Below are 15,089 nucleotides of genomic sequence, written 5' to 3' on the forward strand. Positions count from 1 at the left end.
CCCACGGCAAGACACAGGCAGGAGGAGGCAAGAATGAGAACGGTTTTTGGCAAGTTGCAGATCACGGCCCTGGCCTTGGCGGCGGTCTGGGCATCTCCGCTTCCGGCTCAGGACGCCGAGCGCGGGGCCGAGATCTATCGCCATCACTGCGCCACCTGCCACGGCCTTGACGCCTCCGGAAATGGTCCGATGGCGGCGGTTCTGGTGGTTCAGCCCAAGGACTTGACGACTTTGCAAGGCGAGGACGGGGTCTTTCCGACCGAGCGTGTCGTTTTCCGGATCGATGGCCGCGACCCGCTGGTCAGCCACGGCAGCGCCATGCCGATCTACGGACCTTATTTCGAAGGGAACGACATCGCGATCAAGACGCCCGCGGGCCAGCCCATTCTGACCAGCGAGCCGATCGCGGATCTGGTCGCCTATCTGCAGACTATTCAGGGAAGCTGAAATGCAATCGCCACGAATGATCCGGTTGCTGGCCGCCGGTGCCATCGCCTTTCTGCCGTTCGCCTGCGCCGTCGGATCGAAAATGCCGACGCCGCACGAGGGCGAGGCGCTTTTCGCCGCCAATTGCGCGGCCTGCCACGACTATGCCGGCACCGGCGGCGCATTGGTGGGCGGGCAGGCCGCTCCCGATCTGACCCGGATCGCCGAACGGAACGGCGGAGTGTTCCCGCGGGCCGAGGTCCTGTCGCAGATCGACGGCTACGGGCGCGGCAAGGTGTCCGAAGAGGTCATGCCGGAATTCGGGACCCTGCTGGAAGGCGACCTTGTTCCGGTCGAAGTGGACGGGGTGCTGACCCCGACACCGCGCCCGCTGGCGGCGCTGCTGGCCTATCTTGAAAGCATTCAGGTGTCCGGCTGAATCATCAGTCGCAGATGCCTTCGATCTTGGCCCCTTTCCAGGGGATCAGGACGTCGCTCTCGCGTCCTTTGACGGGCAGGTCGGCAACGTCGAATACGTCGCCCAGCATCGCGTGCAGGCGCTTGGTGCGGGCCGCTTCGGGCGCCAGCGCACGGCAGCAGACATATTCCTCGACGATGGCGCCTTGCTGTTCGAATCCGTAGCTCAGGAAATCCGCCGTGCCGTCCAGATCGAACAGATATGGGTCATCGCCCCGGCTGTGCTCGGCGGCCGCGCGCAGCGGGTGATATCCGGTTTCCTTCCGGTTCTGCCATTGCCAGACATGGGTCAACTCATGCGCCAGCAGCATCGCGGCGACCAGGTTGATGGTGTCCGGAAACTCGGTCATGTAGTCCTCGAGATACCAGTCGCGGGTAAAGAAGACCCGGTTGAACAGCGCCACTGCCGCCGGCTTGCTGGTCACGATCTCGTCCTTGACCGGGGGCAGGATCCGTTCGCGGCAGGTGACGCGCGGTCGCGGCGTGCGCCTGAACGTGACCGCGCCGACGGGCGCGCCTTCGACCAGCCGCACCCGGTTCAGATCAAGGTCTTCGCCGTGGACACGGGTTGCGAAGGCGCGTTCCGTGTCGGTCAGGGGCCGCCCGCAGGCAGCCACGAGAAACAGAACGAGGAAAGCGCGCAGTATCATGGGATTGAGCGTAGTTCACCGCGCTTCTTCCGCAAGTCGTTTTAAAGGCTCATGGCAAGAACGCGGCTGATTTCGGTAAGGGACCGCCCGGATTGCCGCATCCAGGTGTTGAAGGCCCGCTGCACCTCGGCCAAAGCCTTTTTCGAGGTCGGAGCCTTGTCCACCACGCCCTCGGCGATCAGCCGCGCGGTAACGTCCCGCGACAGGATGAAGCTGTCGCGCCCGGCAAAGCGCATCGCGTATTGCGCCGTCGTCCCGCCCAGTCGCGACCCGCGCTTGCCGAGCATCGCCAGAAGCCCCACGTAATCCGTCGAGGGCCAGCCGCCCAGTACCTTGCCCGCCCCGCCTTCGTCGCGCAACTCCATCAGGAACGCGGCATTGTCGCGCACCGCGGCGATCTTGGTGCCGTTGCGCACGATCCGGGTGTCCTGCAGCAAGGCGTCGAATTTCTCGTCGTCCATCAAGGCGCAGCGTCCCACGTCGAAACCGTCAAATGCGGCCTCGAACCCGTCCCACTTGGCCTCGATGACCTTCCAGTTGAACCCGGCCTGAAACACGCACCGGGTGATCGTGGACAGCCATCGGTCCTCGGGCACGGCGGCCAGTTCCTCCGGCGATTTCGGTTTGCTCAGCTTTTTCTCCAGCGCGTCGGCGCCGCCATGCCTGTCCGCCGCCAGTTCATAGATCTCGTCGAAGTGATGCATGTGCGCCTCCTCCCGGACGACAGGGTTTCCGTTAAGCTCCCGCTTGGCAAGCCCGGTTTCAGGGCGCGAAGAAGGTGGCGGTGGCGGCGGCGACCTTCTTGCCGCTGTCCTCCTCGGTCATCTCCGCCCGTGCAAAGACCAGCGCGCGGCCGGCCCGCACCACCTCGGCCCGGCACAGGATCGCGGATCCCACACCGGGGCGCAGGAACTGGGTGTGCAGGTCGGTCGTGGCGAAGGGCTTGAACTCGCCCGTATGCGCGATCGCGGCAAGCACCATCGTCGTGTCGGCCAATGCGGCCAAAGCCTGCCCCGAGACGATGCCGCCGACGCGCGCCAGGTGCGGGGCCAGGGGCATCCTGACCAGAACATGGCCGGGTTCGGTTTCCAGCACCCGCATGTCCAACGCTTTCACCCATTCGGCGAAGTTCTCGTGCAGAAACTCCTGTGCCTTTTCCGGTGTCATTCAATCCTCCGTCCTTCCGGTCACAGCTTATCCCTTGGCTCAATCCCGGCAAGCAGAATGCTGCGGCTTGCAGCAAGGCTGGCCCGATCGTTCGAAACTTGACATCGGGCAAGGAACAGGCCGTTACCTGCGACTAGGCCATGTCCAAACGAACCGGAGAGAATGCATGAGTGGTTGGGGCGAATTTCTGCTGGCGCTGGGCGTCTTTTTGTTGAGCCATGTCATCCCGGTGCGCCCGCCGGTGCGCCCCTGGCTGATCGCCCGCATGGGCCGCAGGGGTTATTTCGCCGCCTATTCACTGTTTTCCCTGGCGGTTCTGGGCTGGCTGATCGTGGCGGCGGCGCGGGCGCCCTATGTCGAGGTCATCCCGCCATATCCCGCCCTGCGCTGGGTGCCGGTGCTGATCATGCCGGTCGTCTGCTGGCTGGCGGTGGCGGGGCTGGCGATCCGCAACCCGTTCTCGTTCGGCGGGTTGGGGCGCGGGTCTTTCGATCCGGACAACCCCGGCATCCTCCGCCTCAGCCGCCACCCGATCCTGCTGGCCCTGTTGCTATGGGCGCTGGCGCACCTGTTTGCCAACGGCAGCCTCGCCCATGTCATCCTGTTCGGGCTGTTCTCGGGCTTCGCCCTGCTCGGCATGACCCTGATCGACAAGCGGAAGGCGCGGGAAATGGGCGAGGAATGGCAGCGACTGGCGCGCAACACAGCGCCGCTGTCGCTGCGCGCACCGCAGCCCTGGCCGCGCCTCTGGGTCTGGCTGGTCGCCGCCGTCGCCTTCGTTGCCCTTCTGCATCTGCACATGCCGGTCATCGGGTTGTCGCCACTGCCGTAACCGCCAGGAGTGGCCCTTGCCCGACCCGCGTGCTATCACCGAAACCGACCTTTGAAGTTCAGGAGCAAACCCATGCATCTGGCCTATGTGACCACCACGGATCGCGGCGCCACGGACCGCCTTCTCAGCGCCGCAGCCGAGCGTCTGCTGGCCAACGGCTTCGCTCTGGCCGGCGTTGTGCAGTCGAACACCGAATGCGCGGACGACCGCAGGTGCGACATGGACCTTCGGGTTCTGCCCGACGGCGGGACCATCCGGATCTCGCAGTCGCTTGGCGCTATGGCGCGAGGATGCAGGCTGGATGCGGCGGCGCTGGAACAGGCGGTGGCCGAGGTGACCGCCTCGCTCGACGATGCGCCGCAGCTGCTGATCGTGAACAAGTTCGGCAAGCACGAGGCCGACGGCCGGGGATTTCGCCCGGTCATCGCCGAGGCGCTGGCGCGGGACATCCCCGTTCTCGTCGGCGTCAACGGGCTGAACGAGGGCAGGTTCCTGGAATTCACCGACGGCGCGGCGAAAAAGATGCCCGCCGATCCCGAAGCGATCGAGGATTGGCTGCGCGCCGTCATCCGCGAACGGACCGCGGCCTGACGAATGTCCCAGGCCCCGAGGGGAGGCCGGGCCGGATGCCACAAGGCCCGTTTACCGTTGAAAAACAGGTGCTTGCGGCGGGGGTGAAACACGCATGCGGCAAGGCGCCGGCCCCGTTCGCTACTGCGCTGATGTCATGGAGAATGGTGGGCGACCCTGGAATCGAACCAGGCGTGCGTCTCCGCGAGGGAGTTACAGTCCCCTGCCACACCTTGCGGCCTGTCGCCCACTGTCAGGCGTTGCACCTGACGTGGAGGCGTGATTACTAGCGCGCCAAAGGAGCGTCAACAGGAAAATTCCGCATTGGCGCAGGAAACCGATTCCATGGCCCGGAGGCCGGCAAAATGAAGAAACCCAAATGGGTCATCGAAAAGGAACAGTCGCGCAAAGCCGCCGCGGCAGAGACCGTCTGGCTGTTCGGATTGCATGCCGTGCGGGACGCCCTGATGAACCCGAAACGGCAGAAACTGCGCCTGATCGTTACCCGGAACGCACAGGACAAGCTGGCCGAGGCCATTGAATTCGCAGGGATCGTCCCCGAGCAGGTCGATCCGCGCAAGTTTACCGCGCCGATCGACCCGGGCTCGGTCCATCAGGGCGCCGCGCTCGAGGTCAAGCCGCTGGATTGGGGCGGATTGGCCGAGAACTGCGTGGGGCGCGAACACCCCCGGGTCATCCTGCTTGACCGCGTCACCGATCCGCACAATGTCGGCGCGATTCTGCGCTCCGCCGAGGTGCTGGGCGCCAGCGCGGTGATCGGCACCCGGCATCACTCCGCGCCCGAGACCGGGGCGCTGGCCAAGACCGCCAGCGGCGCGCTGGAACGGCAGCCTTATCTGCGGGTTCGCAACCTGGCCGACGCCATCGTCGAATTGCAGGGCATGGGCTTTCTGGTCCTCGGGCTGGACGGAGAGGCGGACGATACCATCGAAGCGGCCCTGGACGGCCTTCGCGACCGGCCGGTTGCGCTGGTGCTGGGCGCCGAGGGTCCGGGATTGCGGCAAAAGACCAAGGAAACAGTGGACCGTCTGGTCAAGATCGACGCGGCGGGCGGGTTCGGGTCGCTCAACGTCTCGAACGCCGCCGCGATCGCGCTTTACGCGTCGCGTTACAAGTGACGGTGAACCGCCGCCCGGATTCCTTCCTTGCCGGCCGGATTTTCCCTGTCTGGCGCCAAAGTTGCACACGATCCGATCACATCACCGTCAGCCGGGGTTCCTGAATCGCCCTGTTCTGGGCATCTTGTGTGGCACTGCCACCAAGCTCAGAGACCCATGCTTTCGCGACGCATCCTGCTTGCCGGTTTGACCGCCTTTCTAGCCGCTCCCGCGGCTCATGCGGAAACGCCGGTTTTCTACGTCAACCACGGCGCGGCGATCGGTGGATACGATACCGTATCCTATTTCCGATCCGGCGGGCCGATTCCGGGCCGGCCGGAATATGCGGTGATGTGGAAGGGCGCCGTCTGGCAATTCGCCTCGCAGGACAATCGCGAGCTTTTCGAAGCCAACCCGCGCGCCTACGCCCCGCAATTCGGCGGCTATTGCGCCTATGCCGTCGGGCGCGGCTACCTGGCCACCACCGACCCCGAAGCGTGGCGGATCGTGGATGGCAAACTCTACCTGACCCATTCGCCCGATGTCGCGCGTCTCTGGCGACAGGATATCCCAGGCAACATCGTCCTGGCCGAGCAGAACTGGCCCGGAGTTCTGCAGGACTGAGCGGCGCGGCGCCGACGGCGAAATACTGTCATCACATTTTTGCGTTTGCCCCTTTTTTTCTCGATTTGCTTGCCTAAATGTCACAGTGACCGCGGAACGGAACTGCCGCGGGTCATTTCACTGTCCCTCGTTCCACAACTGGCGCCCAAGCCTCACTTGGGCGCTTTTTTCTTTTGTGGGCCAAGGCTAGTGTGACGCCATGCCAGACTATTCCGACTCGCATCTCAAGGACATCCTGCGGCGCACCAAGGTGGTCGCCGTGGTCGGAGTGTCGATGAATCCGGTGCGGCCCAGCTATTACGTGGCGCGTTACCTGGGCCTCAAGGGGTTCCGGGTCATCCCGGTCAATCCGGGCCATGCGGGAAAGTTGCTGTTCGGCGAAACCGTCCGCGCGACCCTATCCGAGGTTTCCGAACCGGTGGACATGGTCGACATCTTTCGCCGTTCCGAGTCGGTGCCGCCCATCGTTGACGAAGCTCTTGAAGCGTTTCCGAAACTCAGGACCATCTGGATGCAGATCGGCGTCGAACACCCCGTGGCCGCCGCCAAGGCGCAGGCGCGCGGCGTCGACGTGGTGATGAACCGCTGCCCCAAGATCGAATATCAGCGCCTTTTCGGCGAACTGCGCATGGGCGGTTTCGCCACCGGCATCATATCGTCGAAGCTGTAAGCCTCTACCGCGTCAGCCGGTGGTCAGGGTCGCCCGCTGTTTGTACAGCTTGCGTTCCTTGTCCTTCAGAACATCCAGGCGCGGCCGCCAGTTGTACCGCGTGTCCTCGCGGGTCGGCGCCCAGAACAGCGCGCCGCCGTTGCGCCACCCGTCCAGCACGACGCCGTCATACATCGAATCGCCGCGGCGGCTGATGATCGCCGTGCTGTGGTCGATGCGGAACGGGTTTTCCGGGTCGGATATGGCGCGGTGCAGGGTCAGGGTGCGGAAATTCTCCTGATTCAGGCGACGTTCGATATCCTCGGCCCAGTGCCAGCACAGGCCGCGCTCGCGGAAGCCGTTGTTGACCTTGGCGTTGTGGACGATGGGAGAGCTCGTCACCTGATACTCCTGCCGGAGCTGGCTGGAATAGGCGAAGGCGACGCGAGCTGCCCGCTCGGCCTCTTCGGGGTCGACATCCGGCCCCAGCCCCCGCAGTTCCAGCGCCAGTGCCTCGACATCGCGCTGGTTGACGGTCGGCTGCGTGCTGCATCCGCTGATCACCGCAAGTGCCAGGATCGCCAACACGGGTGCGAGAAATTTCTTCATTCCAATGCCCCTCTGGAATTCGGGCGCCGGAGGTTCCGGCCTTGTCGGGTACAGGATGGTAATGGCAAGGGCACCGCGTTTCAATCGCCTGCGCGCGAGGCTTTTTCCGCGATGCCGCTGGTGCCCCGCCGGCGGGCCAGTTCGGCCAGCACGTCATCCAGATCGACGTCGCGGACCGCCAGCATGACCAGCAGGTGATACAGCACGTCGGCGGCTTCGGCGGTCAGCCGGGCGCGGTCGCCCTTGACGGCTTCGATGATCGCCTCGACGGCCTCCTCGCCGAATTTCTCGGCGCATTTCTCGGGCCCCTTGGCCAGCAGCTTGGCGGTCCAGCTCGACTCGGGATCGGCGCCCTTGCGCTCGGCAATGGTCGCGGCAAGGTCGTGCAGAACGCTCATGTCAGCCTCATCGGGATGCCCGCGGCGGCCATGTGTTCCTTGGCCTCGCGGATGGTGAATTCGCCGAAGTGAAAGATCGACGCCGCCAGCACGGCGCTGGCACCGCCCTCGGTCACGCCCTCGACCAGGTGGTCGAGCGTGCCGACGCCGCCCGAGGCGATGACCGGAACATCGACGGCGTCCGAGATCGCGCGGGTCAGCGGCAGGTTGAACCCCGCCTTGGTGCCGTCCCGGTCCATCGAGGTCAGCAGGATCTCGCCCGCGCCTTTCGCCACAACGGTTCTGGCGAATTCCACCGCGTCGATGCCGGTGGGTTTGCGGCCGCCATGCGTGAAGATTTCCCATTTGCCCGGGCTCACCGTCTTGGCGTCGATGGCGACGACGATGCACTGGCTGCCGAACTGGTCGGCGGCCTCGGCCACCACGTCCGGATTGGCGACGGCGGCGGAGTTGAAACTGACCTTGTCGGCCCCGGCAAGCAGCAGGTTGCGCACGTCCTCCTTGCTGCGCACACCGCCGCCCACGGTCAGGGGCACGAAGCACTGTTCGGCCGTCCGTTGCACCACGTCGAACATGGTGCCGCGGTTCTCATGGGTGGCATGGATATCGAGAAAGCAGATCTCGTCAGCCCCCGCAGCGTCATAAGCCTTGGCCGATTCCACCGGATCGCCGGCGTCGCGCAGGCCGACGAAGTTGACGCCCTTGACCACGCGGCCGTCGGCCACGTCGAGGCAGGGGATGATGCGGGTTTTCAGCATGAACGATCCTTGTTTGGGGCTGTCCTAGCGGCAAAGCCCTGCCGATGCCAGAGTTGTGACTGGATGAAACGCCGCATCTGTGGAGATTCGTGAAGCATAATCACAAGGGAGATTTCGACATGAGGGCTCATTTTCTTGCCGCGATTCTGACGCTTGCAGGCGCTTCCGCAATGGCGGACGAGTTGATGAAGGTCAAAACCGACAAGTCCGTGTCCGAGGCGATGGACGCGCTCGAGGCGGCCGTCGGCAATGCCGGGGCGACCGTCTTTGCCCGCGTCGATCACGCCGCCGGGGCAAAGAACGTCGATATGGAACTGGCGGATGCGCAACTGCTGATCTTCGGAAATCCGAAACTGGGAACTCCGGCCATGCAGGCCGATCCCGTCGCCGGGCTTTATCTTCCGCTCAAGGTTCTTGCCTATTCGGATGCCGACGGTCAGGTCTGGCTGGTTTATGAAGACCCGGCGGACATGCTGGGCGGCCTGAACATTCCCGGCGACGCGCCGGTCGTGGGCAAGATGCAGGGCGCCTTGCAGAAACTGACGGAAGCGGCAACCAACTAGGTGCGAATGCGCGCCGTCGTTTCGGGCTGCTGACGGGCCGCGCAAAGCAGTGACAGATCAGGGTATTCCCGGAAAACCAAGCAGGCCCGGTTCGGCCGCCCGCCTGCGCTCAGGCCCGCAATGCGGCCAGCGCCTCGGCCAGATCCAACGCGCCGTCGTACAATGCCCGCCCTGAAATCGCGCCGTTCAGCGCCACGCCGCAATCGCGCAAGGCGATCAGGTCGGCCAGCGAACTGACGCCGCCCGAGGCGATCACCGGGATCGACACGGCGCGGGCAAGCTCTGCCGTCGCCTCGACATTCGGTCCCTGCATGGCGCCGTCGCGGTTGATGTCGGTGTAGATGATGGCGGCGACGCCGGCGTCCTCGAAGCTTTTGGCCAGATCGGTGGCTTCGACATCCGTCTCTTCGGCCCAGCCCTTGGTGGCGACCATGCCGTTGCGCGCATCGATGCCGACCGCGACCTTGCCCGGAAACGCCTTGGCCGCCTCGCGCACCAGATCGGGGTTCTCGACCGCGACGGTGCCCAGAATCACCCGCGCCAAACCCTTCTCCAGCCAGTTCTCGATGGTGGCCATGTCGCGGATGCCGCCGCCCAGTTGCGCGGGCACGCCGCATTCCTTCAGAATCGCCTCGACCGGGGCGGCGTTGACCGGCTCGCCGGCGAAGGCGCCGTTCAGGTCGACCAGGTGCAGCCACTCGCACCCGGCCTCGACAAAGGCGCGGGCCTGCGCGGCGGGGTCGTCGTTGAACACGGTGGCTTTGTCCATGTCGCCGCGCAGCAGGCGCACGGCCTTGCCGTCCTTGAGGTCGATGGCTGGGTAGAGGATCATGTGTCGCGGCCTTTCGCTGAAATTCCGGCGCGATATGGCACGGGCAGGGCGGGGAATGCAACGCGACCCAAAGTCAGTCTTGCCTGTCGCGAGTGCGCCGCGCAACACTGTGCGAAACAGGGAGGTTTTCGATGAAGAAACTGATTCTGGCATCCGCTCTGGGGCTGGGTCTGGCCGGCGGCGCGCTGGCCGATCCGGTCGAGGGCCTCTGGAAGACGGCCGAAGGCGACGAGGGCGGCTATCTGCACGTCACCATCGCACCCTGCGGCAGCGCCATCTGCGGCACCATCGACAACGCGTTCGACGCCGCCGGAGACGAGTCGCTCGACTACGAACATCTGGGCAAGCAGATCATCTGGGACATGATCCCCGAAGGCGACGGCACCTATGACAAGGGCAAGATCTGGGCGCCGGATTCCGACAAGACCTACCGCTCGAAAATGTCGCTCGACGGCAACGCGCTGACCGTCGAGGGCTGCGTCGTGGGCGGGCTGATCTGCCGTGGTCAGGTCTGGACCCGGCTGGAGTAAGCCGGGCCGCGTGACCCGCGCCGCTCAGGGGGCCCAGGTCAGGAAATTGCCGATCAGCCGCAGGCCGACATCCTGGCTTTTCTCGGGATGGAACTGCATCCCAACCATCGTGCCGCGTCCGATCACCGCCGTCACCGGGCCGCCATAGTCCACGTAGGCCAGCCGCTCGGCAGGGTTGTCGACATGGAACTGGTAGGAATGCACGAAATAAGTGTGATCGCCGGTCCTGACGCCCGCGAACACCGGATGGTCGTGCTCGATGACCAGATCGTTCCAGCCCATGTGCGGAACCTTCAGCTTCCTGTCCCCGGGCTCGATCCGGACCACATCGCCGGCGATCCAGCCCAGACCCGGCGTTTCCTCGTATTCATGGCCCGTCGTGGCCATAAGCTGCATTCCGACGCAGATGCCCAGAAAGGGGCGGCCCTTCTGCTCCACCGCCTCGACCATGGCGTCATGGATGCCCTTGTGGCCGCGCAGTTCCGCCGCGCAGGCGGGAAAGGCGCCGTCGCCGGGCAGCACCAGCCGGTCGGCGCGCGCCACCACTTCGGCATCCGAGGTCACCACGACCTCGCCCGCGTCGAGTTCGCGCGCTATGCGCTGAAACGCCTTTTCGGCGGAATGCAGGTTGCCGCTTTCATAGTCGATGATGGCGGTCAGCATTTGCTCCCTTTCCGCGCGCAACTGGTCCGAAAGCCGGATCCCGCTTTTCCGGCTGCGCTCACAGCGCGCCCTTGGTCGAGGGAATCGCGTCCGCCTTGCGCGGATCGGTCTCGACCGCCATGCGCAGGGCCCGCGCCACCGCCTTGAAGGTGGCCTCGGCGATGTGGTGACTGTTGAAGCCGTGCAACTGGTCCACGTGCAGGGTGATGCCGCAATGGGTGCTGAGCGCCTGAAAGAACTCGCGCACCAGTTCGGTGTCGAACGTGCCGATCTTGGGCGCGGGCAGGTCCACGTTCCATACCAGGAACGGGCGGCCCGACAGGTCCAGCGCGCAGCGCACCTGCGCGTCGTCCATCGGCAGGTGGCATTCGCCGTAGCGCAGGATTCCCTTCTTGTCGCCCAGGGCGGCGGTCAGCGCCTGACCCAGCGCGATGCCGGTATCCTCGACCGTGTGGTGATCGTCGATGTGATAGTCGCCCTTGGCCCGGATGGTCATGTCGATCAGCGAGTGGCGCGCCAGTTGGTCCAGCATGTGGTCGAAGAACCCCACTCCGGTCTGGTTGTCATAGGCTCCGGTCCCGTCGAGATTGATCTCGACCGAAATCTCGGTCTCGGCGGTCTTGCGGCTGATCGAGGCGCGACGCATGGGCGATTTCCTTATGCTACAGGCGTGCTTATAGGCCCGGGGCGGGGGCGATTTCCAGCCCGGTTGAGGCCGCCGCGGCGATGTGTTGCGCGAAAAACAGGGGATTGCACCCGGTTCCGGGCCATGCCAGCTTGAAGCCTGTCAAAATCGCCCAGAACCATCGGAACATCCCGGCATGACCACCTGCGTCTTCATCCAGATCCGCTGCAAACCCGGCACGACCTACAAGGTCGCCGAGGATATCGCCCTGCGCGAAATCCATTCGGAACTCTACTCGACAAGCGGCGAATACGACCTGCTGATGAAGCTCTACATTCCCGAGGGCGAGGATGTCGGCCACTACATCAACGAGCATCTGCTGGTCATTCCGAACATCGAACGGTCGCTGACCACCATGACCTTCAAGGTGTTCTGAGGCTCACCCCAGCTCGAACGTCGTGACGCCGTAGATTCGGCTCAGGTCGATGTCCGGCTGATCGCCGGTATACATGCGCACGGTTTCAAACGACTTTTCCAGCCCTAACTCGCCGGCCAGGTCGAAGGCGCGGGCATTGGGCGCGGGCATGTCGATGAAGACGGGCTGATCTTTTCGCCCCTCCGGCACCGCGCCCAGCACCGAGGCCAGAAGCGCCCGCGCCGTGCCAGCGTCGTCGGCGAACAACGGCCCGACCTTGTAGCCCGACAGGCAGGGGCGCAACGTGGCATAGCCCTTGATGTCGCCACCCCGGAGGCAAACGCGCGAGTGATGCCCCGCCGCGCCCAGCCAGCTTGCCAGAAAGGCGTCGCGCGGCGCCGGGAACATCATCCGGTCATAGGTTTTCAGCGCGCCGGAAACTTCGCTCAAAGGCTGGACCGCGCCCGTGTGCACGTTCCCCAACCTCTTGAGAGCGCCCGCGACCGTGCCGCCGAACCTGCAGTTGTTGTAGGCAAAGTCAAAGTCCGACCTGCGGTAATTCTCCTGCTGATCGACCACGCCATCCAGGCCGACATTGCGGCCTTTGCCATGCGTCATGGCGTGGCGGAACAGCTGCAACCCATGACCGGCGCCCCGGTATTCGGGGCGCACGATGTAGAAGCCGAGAAACGCGAAGCTGTCGTCGTAGTTCACCACGGAAACCGAAGCGATCATCTCGCCGCCCAGGAACCCGCCCAGAAAACCGTCGGGGTCGGTCACGCGGAAACACTCGGCATCCTGCAGGCCGGGATTCCAACCTTCGCGGGCCGCCCAGTCCACGGCTCTCTGAACCTCGGCCGAGGCCAGGGTTCGGATGTGATAGTCGGACACGGGTTCAGCCTCGCCTTGGTGTTTGAAGCCGGGCCAGAATGACGCAAGAGGCATCGCATCGCCACCGCCGTTTGCGGCGCGGGCCAGGACGCCGACCGGCGCGGCACATCTCAGGGCCTTCCGACATGGGCCGCATCCAGGGAACTGACGACCGGGCATCCCAGCGTGCGGTTCAGCGCCTTCACCAGGTCGTCGACGGTTTCGGTCGACACGTACAGCCCGCCCGTCTCCTTGGCCAGGCACTGGGCCGCGCTGATCGGCGCGTCGAAATCCGGATTGCTGTCGCCGCCCTCCCAGGCGAAGAAATCCGGCCTGACCCGAAAGCCGATCACATGCACGGTCAGCTTGGGCGCCTCCGCGGCCAGTTGCGCCGCCAGCGCGCAGGGCGAGCCGCCGCAGGTCTCCTTGCCGTCGGTGACCAGCACCACGATGCCGGGGCGCGACGGCGCGCCCAATGCATTTGCCGCGGCGGACACCGCCCGCGTCAACGCGGTGCTGCCGTCGGGTTCCAGCCGGTCGATCTCGGACAGGATCCGCTCCGCCGCATCAGGCGAGGGTACAAGCCTGAGCGCCACGTGGCTGCAGGTGTCCTCGCTGCCGCCGGGGCCATAGGTCACCAGCCCGACGCGGCGGATCGGCGTGATGCGGGGCAGGGCGCGGCGCAGAGCTAAGCGGGCGTCGGTGATCCGCGGCCGGTCGAGGCCGTTATAGCCCATCTCGGCCATCGAGCCCGAGGCGTCGAAGACCAGCATCGCCTCTTCGGTACAATTGGTGGCAGCCGCCGGCGCGGACAGAACAGCCCAGACGGCAGCAGCCAGCCCCGGGGTTTTCAGGCGCTCCCATCGCATCCGGCGGCCCTCCTGACCTGGGCACCAGAATGCCGGTCGCAACGCCGCCTGTCCATGCCGCGATGGTCGGACACCGTACCGCATCTCGCAAGCCGGGTACGATTGATCCTGTCGCTTGTCTGAAATCTGGAGCGGGCGATGAGATTCGAACTCACGACCCTTACCTTGGCAAGGTAATGCTCTACCCCTGAGCTACGCCCGCATCCGTGTGGCCTGATGGCCTGAGGTCCCAACTGGAGCGGGCGATGAGATTCGAACTCACGACCCTTACCTTGGCAAGGTAATGCTCTACCCCTGAGCTACGCCCGCCCGGTTGAGTGAGGTGGGAAGTATTAATTCTGGCCGGAAGCTGCAAGAGGAAAATCGCATCCGCTCCAAAAAAGTTGCCCGCAAATCACGAAGTGATCCCTGCAAATCGGCGGCTTCATGCGCGTTCCTGTCAGGCAATGTTTTGCCACATTCCTTCGCTACGCTCTTTACCCGATGAATTGTGCATTGGAATTTGGTCTGTTCGCGCGCGGCGGATGGAGTTTTTCCATCGAAGATCTTTCGGAGGTGTGCCCATGAAACTTCTGTCCATCGCCCGGGTCGCGGCAACGTCATTCTTGTTCCTCGGCGCCATCGGGTTCGCGGTCACCGTGGCCGCGCCTGACGCCGCTTTCGCCAAGGAAGGCGGCAACGGCGGCGGGAACGGCGGAGGCAATGGCGGCGGAAACGGTGGCGGCAAGGGCGGCGGAAACGGTGGCGGCAAGGGCGGCGGTCACGGCGCCGGTCAGGCCGATGCCGGCGGCAAGAGCGTCGGCCATGGCTTCGGCAAGGGAAAGGGCAAGTCCGGCAACGGCTCGGGCGTGTTCTCGGGGCTCGGCAACGGCAAGGGTAACGGCAAGGGCAAGGGCCTCGGGCTGGGCGCAAAGGCCGATGCATTCGCCGGCAAGGTCTCGGGGCTGTTCAACGGCAAATCCAAAGAGGCGAGACATGCGGTCGCCCCGAACACGCACGGCAAGATCTCATCCGAGCTGAAAGGCTTGAACGCGGCACATGCCAGCGCCCAGGCCTTCGCGAATGCCGCGCCCGAAAGCCGGGTGGGGCAACTGTCCGGCTACCGCGATACGCTTGGCGACCTTGCAACGGCGCAGGACGATCTGGCCGGTGCGCTCGGGGCCTTGGCGGATGCGCAAACGGATTTGAGCGATCTGGAAAGCCTGTCCGACGACGAGATTGCGGATCGGTTTGACTCGGTCGACGACTACAATGACGCGGTGAGCAGCGCCAGTGAAGCGGTGGCGACTGCCGAAACCGATGTCCAGAACGCAGAGGATGCCGTAGACGAAGCGCAGGATGTCACCGATCAGGCCCTGGCGGATCTGACCGGCGATCAGGAACTGTCGGACGAAGCCGTGAGCGCGCTGAACGACATGCTGACCGACTGACGATACGCGCCGCC

Annotated in this window: 22 protein-coding genes and 3 tRNA genes; 11 read left to right on the top strand and 14 right to left on the bottom strand. The window is 65.0% G+C overall.

The window, feature by feature from the left end:
* Positions 1–33 precede the first annotated feature (33 nt).
* A complete protein-coding gene (locus FGK63_RS10525; RefSeq protein ID WP_138841927.1) occupies positions 34–447 on the top strand; it encodes a c-type cytochrome in 414 nt (137 codons plus the stop codon).
* A 1-nt stretch (position 448) separates the two neighbouring features.
* Positions 449–865 carry a c-type cytochrome gene (locus FGK63_RS10530; protein ID WP_246044002.1) on the top strand — a complete coding sequence of 139 codons (417 nt, stop codon included), beginning with the start codon at positions 449–451 and terminating at the stop codon, positions 863–865.
* Positions 866–869: 4 nt separating this feature from the next.
* On the opposite strand, the gene FGK63_RS10535 is transcribed toward FGK63_RS10530, so the two are convergent.
* Genes FGK63_RS10535 through FGK63_RS10545 form a run of 3 tightly spaced genes read right to left on the bottom strand, consistent with a single transcriptional unit; the run spans position 870 to position 2,720 of the window.
* On the bottom strand, positions 870–1,553 hold the full coding sequence (locus tag FGK63_RS10535; protein WP_171052623.1) for a hypothetical protein: 684 nt from the start codon (positions 1,551–1,553) through the stop codon (positions 870–872).
* A gap of 41 nt (positions 1,554–1,594) precedes the next feature.
* Positions 1,595–2,257: a DNA-3-methyladenine glycosylase I gene (locus tag FGK63_RS10540; protein ID WP_138841929.1), complete on the bottom strand. Its 663-nt coding sequence runs from the start codon at positions 2,255–2,257 to the stop codon at positions 1,595–1,597.
* Between the two features lie 58 nt (positions 2,258–2,315).
* Complete coding sequence (locus FGK63_RS10545) at positions 2,316–2,720, bottom strand: PaaI family thioesterase (RefSeq protein ID WP_138841931.1); 405 nt, start codon at positions 2,718–2,720, stop codon at positions 2,316–2,318.
* 166 nt (positions 2,721–2,886) lie between these two features.
* Between FGK63_RS10545 and FGK63_RS10550 the strand changes: the two genes are divergently transcribed.
* Both FGK63_RS10550 and FGK63_RS10555 read left to right on the top strand, forming a co-directional pair.
* Positions 2,887–3,552, top strand: a complete 666-nt coding sequence (locus FGK63_RS10550; RefSeq protein ID WP_138841939.1) for an NnrU family protein — start codon at positions 2,887–2,889, stop codon at positions 3,550–3,552.
* A gap of 72 nt (positions 3,553–3,624) precedes the next feature.
* The gene (locus FGK63_RS10555; protein ID WP_138841941.1) at positions 3,625–4,143 is read left to right on the top strand and encodes a DUF2478 domain-containing protein; all 519 of its coding nucleotides are present in this window, start codon (positions 3,625–3,627) and stop codon (positions 4,141–4,143) included.
* 144 nt (positions 4,144–4,287) lie between these two features.
* Here the strand turns inward: FGK63_RS10555 and FGK63_RS20735 are convergent.
* Positions 4,288–4,371 (bottom strand) — tRNA-Tyr (locus tag FGK63_RS20735).
* A 116-nt stretch (positions 4,372–4,487) separates the two neighbouring features.
* Here FGK63_RS20735 and rlmB point away from each other — a divergent pair.
* The 3 genes from rlmB (at position 4,488) to FGK63_RS10570 (ending at position 6,534) form a co-directional block, all read left to right on the top strand.
* The gene (gene rlmB, locus FGK63_RS10560; RefSeq protein WP_138841943.1) at positions 4,488–5,261 is read left to right on the top strand and encodes a 23S rRNA (guanosine(2251)-2'-O)-methyltransferase RlmB; all 774 of its coding nucleotides are present in this window, start codon (positions 4,488–4,490) and stop codon (positions 5,259–5,261) included.
* A 156-nt stretch (positions 5,262–5,417) separates the two neighbouring features.
* On the top strand, positions 5,418–5,864 hold the full coding sequence (locus FGK63_RS10565) for a YHS domain-containing (seleno)protein (RefSeq protein ID WP_138841945.1): 447 nt from the start codon (positions 5,418–5,420) through the stop codon (positions 5,862–5,864).
* A 199-nt stretch (positions 5,865–6,063) separates the two neighbouring features.
* Positions 6,064–6,534, top strand: a complete 471-nt coding sequence (locus FGK63_RS10570) for a CoA-binding protein (protein WP_138841948.1) — start codon at positions 6,064–6,066, stop codon at positions 6,532–6,534.
* A 12-nt stretch (positions 6,535–6,546) separates the two neighbouring features.
* Here FGK63_RS10570 and FGK63_RS10575 read toward each other — a convergent pair whose 3' ends face one another.
* The 3 genes from FGK63_RS10575 to hisF all read right to left on the bottom strand — a co-directional run bounded on the left by FGK63_RS10575 (position 6,547) and on the right by hisF (position 8,278).
* A complete protein-coding gene (locus tag FGK63_RS10575; RefSeq protein WP_138841950.1) occupies positions 6,547–7,122 on the bottom strand; it encodes a hypothetical protein in 576 nt (191 codons plus the stop codon).
* A gap of 80 nt (positions 7,123–7,202) precedes the next feature.
* Positions 7,203–7,520 (bottom strand): phosphoribosyl-ATP diphosphatase, encoded by a 318-nt coding sequence (locus FGK63_RS10580; protein WP_138841952.1) that lies wholly within the window; start codon positions 7,518–7,520, stop codon positions 7,203–7,205.
* Positions 7,517–8,278, bottom strand: a complete 762-nt coding sequence (gene hisF / locus FGK63_RS10585; RefSeq protein ID WP_138841954.1) for an imidazole glycerol phosphate synthase subunit HisF — start codon at positions 8,276–8,278, stop codon at positions 7,517–7,519. The genes FGK63_RS10580 and hisF overlap by 4 nt, the downstream gene beginning before the upstream one ends.
* A gap of 119 nt (positions 8,279–8,397) precedes the next feature.
* Here hisF and FGK63_RS10590 point away from each other — a divergent pair, with 119 nt between their 5' ends.
* Positions 8,398–8,841 carry a DUF302 domain-containing protein gene (locus FGK63_RS10590; protein ID WP_246044003.1) on the top strand — a complete coding sequence of 148 codons (444 nt, stop codon included), beginning with the start codon at positions 8,398–8,400 and terminating at the stop codon, positions 8,839–8,841.
* 109 nt (positions 8,842–8,950) lie between these two features.
* Here the strand turns inward: FGK63_RS10590 and hisA are convergent, their stop codons facing one another.
* Positions 8,951–9,673, bottom strand: a complete 723-nt coding sequence (gene hisA / locus FGK63_RS10595) for a 1-(5-phosphoribosyl)-5-[(5-phosphoribosylamino)methylideneamino]imidazole-4-carboxamide isomerase (protein ID WP_138841956.1) — start codon at positions 9,671–9,673, stop codon at positions 8,951–8,953.
* Positions 9,674–9,804: 131 nt separating this feature from the next.
* Here hisA and FGK63_RS10600 point away from each other — a divergent pair, with 131 nt between their 5' ends.
* Positions 9,805–10,203, top strand: a complete 399-nt coding sequence (locus FGK63_RS10600) for a DUF2147 domain-containing protein (RefSeq protein ID WP_138841958.1) — start codon at positions 9,805–9,807, stop codon at positions 10,201–10,203.
* Positions 10,204–10,227: 24 nt separating this feature from the next.
* Here the strand turns inward: FGK63_RS10600 and hisH are convergent, their stop codons facing one another.
* Together hisH and hisB are read right to left on the bottom strand one after the other, a co-directional pair.
* Positions 10,228–10,866: an imidazole glycerol phosphate synthase subunit HisH gene (gene hisH / locus FGK63_RS10605; protein WP_138841959.1), complete on the bottom strand. Its 639-nt coding sequence runs from the start codon at positions 10,864–10,866 to the stop codon at positions 10,228–10,230.
* 58 nt (positions 10,867–10,924) lie between these two features.
* Complete coding sequence (gene hisB, locus FGK63_RS10610; protein WP_138841961.1) at positions 10,925–11,512, bottom strand: imidazoleglycerol-phosphate dehydratase HisB; 588 nt, start codon at positions 11,510–11,512, stop codon at positions 10,925–10,927.
* A 175-nt stretch (positions 11,513–11,687) separates the two neighbouring features.
* Between hisB and FGK63_RS10615 the strand changes: the two genes are divergently transcribed.
* Complete coding sequence (locus tag FGK63_RS10615) at positions 11,688–11,927, top strand: Lrp/AsnC family transcriptional regulator (protein WP_138841963.1); 240 nt, start codon at positions 11,688–11,690, stop codon at positions 11,925–11,927.
* Positions 11,928–11,930: 3 nt separating this feature from the next.
* Here FGK63_RS10615 and FGK63_RS10620 read toward each other — a convergent pair whose 3' ends face one another.
* The 4 genes from FGK63_RS10620 to FGK63_RS10635 all read right to left on the bottom strand — a co-directional run bounded on the left by FGK63_RS10620 (position 11,931) and on the right by FGK63_RS10635 (position 13,954).
* On the bottom strand, positions 11,931–12,797 hold the full coding sequence (locus tag FGK63_RS10620) for a GNAT family N-acetyltransferase (RefSeq protein WP_246044004.1): 867 nt from the start codon (positions 12,795–12,797) through the stop codon (positions 11,931–11,933).
* A 110-nt stretch (positions 12,798–12,907) separates the two neighbouring features.
* Entirely contained in the window at positions 12,908–13,645 is a 738-nt protein-coding gene (locus tag FGK63_RS10625; RefSeq protein WP_246044005.1) for a vWA domain-containing protein, read from the bottom strand.
* Between the two features lie 127 nt (positions 13,646–13,772).
* Positions 13,773–13,847 (bottom strand) — tRNA-Gly (locus FGK63_RS10630).
* A 32-nt stretch (positions 13,848–13,879) separates the two neighbouring features.
* Positions 13,880–13,954, bottom strand: a tRNA-Gly gene (locus FGK63_RS10635).
* A 254-nt stretch (positions 13,955–14,208) separates the two neighbouring features.
* Here FGK63_RS10635 and FGK63_RS20740 point away from each other — a divergent pair.
* Positions 14,209–15,075: a hypothetical protein gene (locus FGK63_RS20740; RefSeq protein ID WP_171052624.1), complete on the top strand. Its 867-nt coding sequence runs from the start codon at positions 14,209–14,211 to the stop codon at positions 15,073–15,075.
* The last annotated feature ends 14 nt before the right edge of the window (positions 15,076–15,089 follow it).

The organism is Ruegeria sediminis (assembly GCF_005938215.1).
GTDB classification, from domain to species: domain Bacteria; phylum Pseudomonadota; class Alphaproteobacteria; order Rhodobacterales; family Rhodobacteraceae; genus Ruegeria; species Ruegeria sediminis.

Coding starts and splice junctions, on each gene's coding strand:
- FGK63_RS10525 (WP_138841927.1), top strand. CDS start 34: ATGAGAACGGTTTTTGGCAAGTTGCAGATCACGGCCCTGGCCTTGGCG.
- FGK63_RS10530 (WP_246044002.1), top strand. CDS start 449: ATGCAATCGCCACGAATGATCCGGTTGCTGGCCGCCGGTGCCATCGCC.
- FGK63_RS10535 (WP_171052623.1), bottom strand. CDS start 1,553: ATGATACTGCGCGCTTTCCTCGTTCTGTTTCTCGTGGCTGCCTGCGGG.
- FGK63_RS10540 (WP_138841929.1), bottom strand. CDS start 2,257: ATGCATCACTTCGACGAGATCTATGAACTGGCGGCGGACAGGCATGGC.
- FGK63_RS10545 (WP_138841931.1), bottom strand. CDS start 2,720: ATGACACCGGAAAAGGCACAGGAGTTTCTGCACGAGAACTTCGCCGAA.
- FGK63_RS10550 (WP_138841939.1), top strand. CDS start 2,887: ATGAGTGGTTGGGGCGAATTTCTGCTGGCGCTGGGCGTCTTTTTGTTG.
- FGK63_RS10555 (WP_138841941.1), top strand. CDS start 3,625: ATGCATCTGGCCTATGTGACCACCACGGATCGCGGCGCCACGGACCGC.
- rlmB (WP_138841943.1), top strand. CDS start 4,488: ATGAAGAAACCCAAATGGGTCATCGAAAAGGAACAGTCGCGCAAAGCC.
- FGK63_RS10565 (WP_138841945.1), top strand. CDS start 5,418: ATGCTTTCGCGACGCATCCTGCTTGCCGGTTTGACCGCCTTTCTAGCC.
- FGK63_RS10570 (WP_138841948.1), top strand. CDS start 6,064: ATGCCAGACTATTCCGACTCGCATCTCAAGGACATCCTGCGGCGCACC.
- FGK63_RS10575 (WP_138841950.1), bottom strand. CDS start 7,122: ATGAAGAAATTTCTCGCACCCGTGTTGGCGATCCTGGCACTTGCGGTG.
- FGK63_RS10580 (WP_138841952.1), bottom strand. CDS start 7,520: ATGAGCGTTCTGCACGACCTTGCCGCGACCATTGCCGAGCGCAAGGGC.
- hisF (WP_138841954.1), bottom strand. CDS start 8,278: ATGCTGAAAACCCGCATCATCCCCTGCCTCGACGTGGCCGACGGCCGC.
- FGK63_RS10590 (WP_246044003.1), top strand. CDS start 8,398: ATGAGGGCTCATTTTCTTGCCGCGATTCTGACGCTTGCAGGCGCTTCC.
- hisA (WP_138841956.1), bottom strand. CDS start 9,673: ATGATCCTCTACCCAGCCATCGACCTCAAGGACGGCAAGGCCGTGCGC.
- FGK63_RS10600 (WP_138841958.1), top strand. CDS start 9,805: ATGAAGAAACTGATTCTGGCATCCGCTCTGGGGCTGGGTCTGGCCGGC.
- hisH (WP_138841959.1), bottom strand. CDS start 10,866: ATGCTGACCGCCATCATCGACTATGAAAGCGGCAACCTGCATTCCGCC.
- hisB (WP_138841961.1), bottom strand. CDS start 11,512: ATGCGTCGCGCCTCGATCAGCCGCAAGACCGCCGAGACCGAGATTTCG.
- FGK63_RS10615 (WP_138841963.1), top strand. CDS start 11,688: ATGACCACCTGCGTCTTCATCCAGATCCGCTGCAAACCCGGCACGACC.
- FGK63_RS10625 (WP_246044005.1), bottom strand. CDS start 13,645: ATGCGATGGGAGCGCCTGAAAACCCCGGGGCTGGCTGCTGCCGTCTGG.
- FGK63_RS20740 (WP_171052624.1), top strand. CDS start 14,209: ATGAAACTTCTGTCCATCGCCCGGGTCGCGGCAACGTCATTCTTGTTC.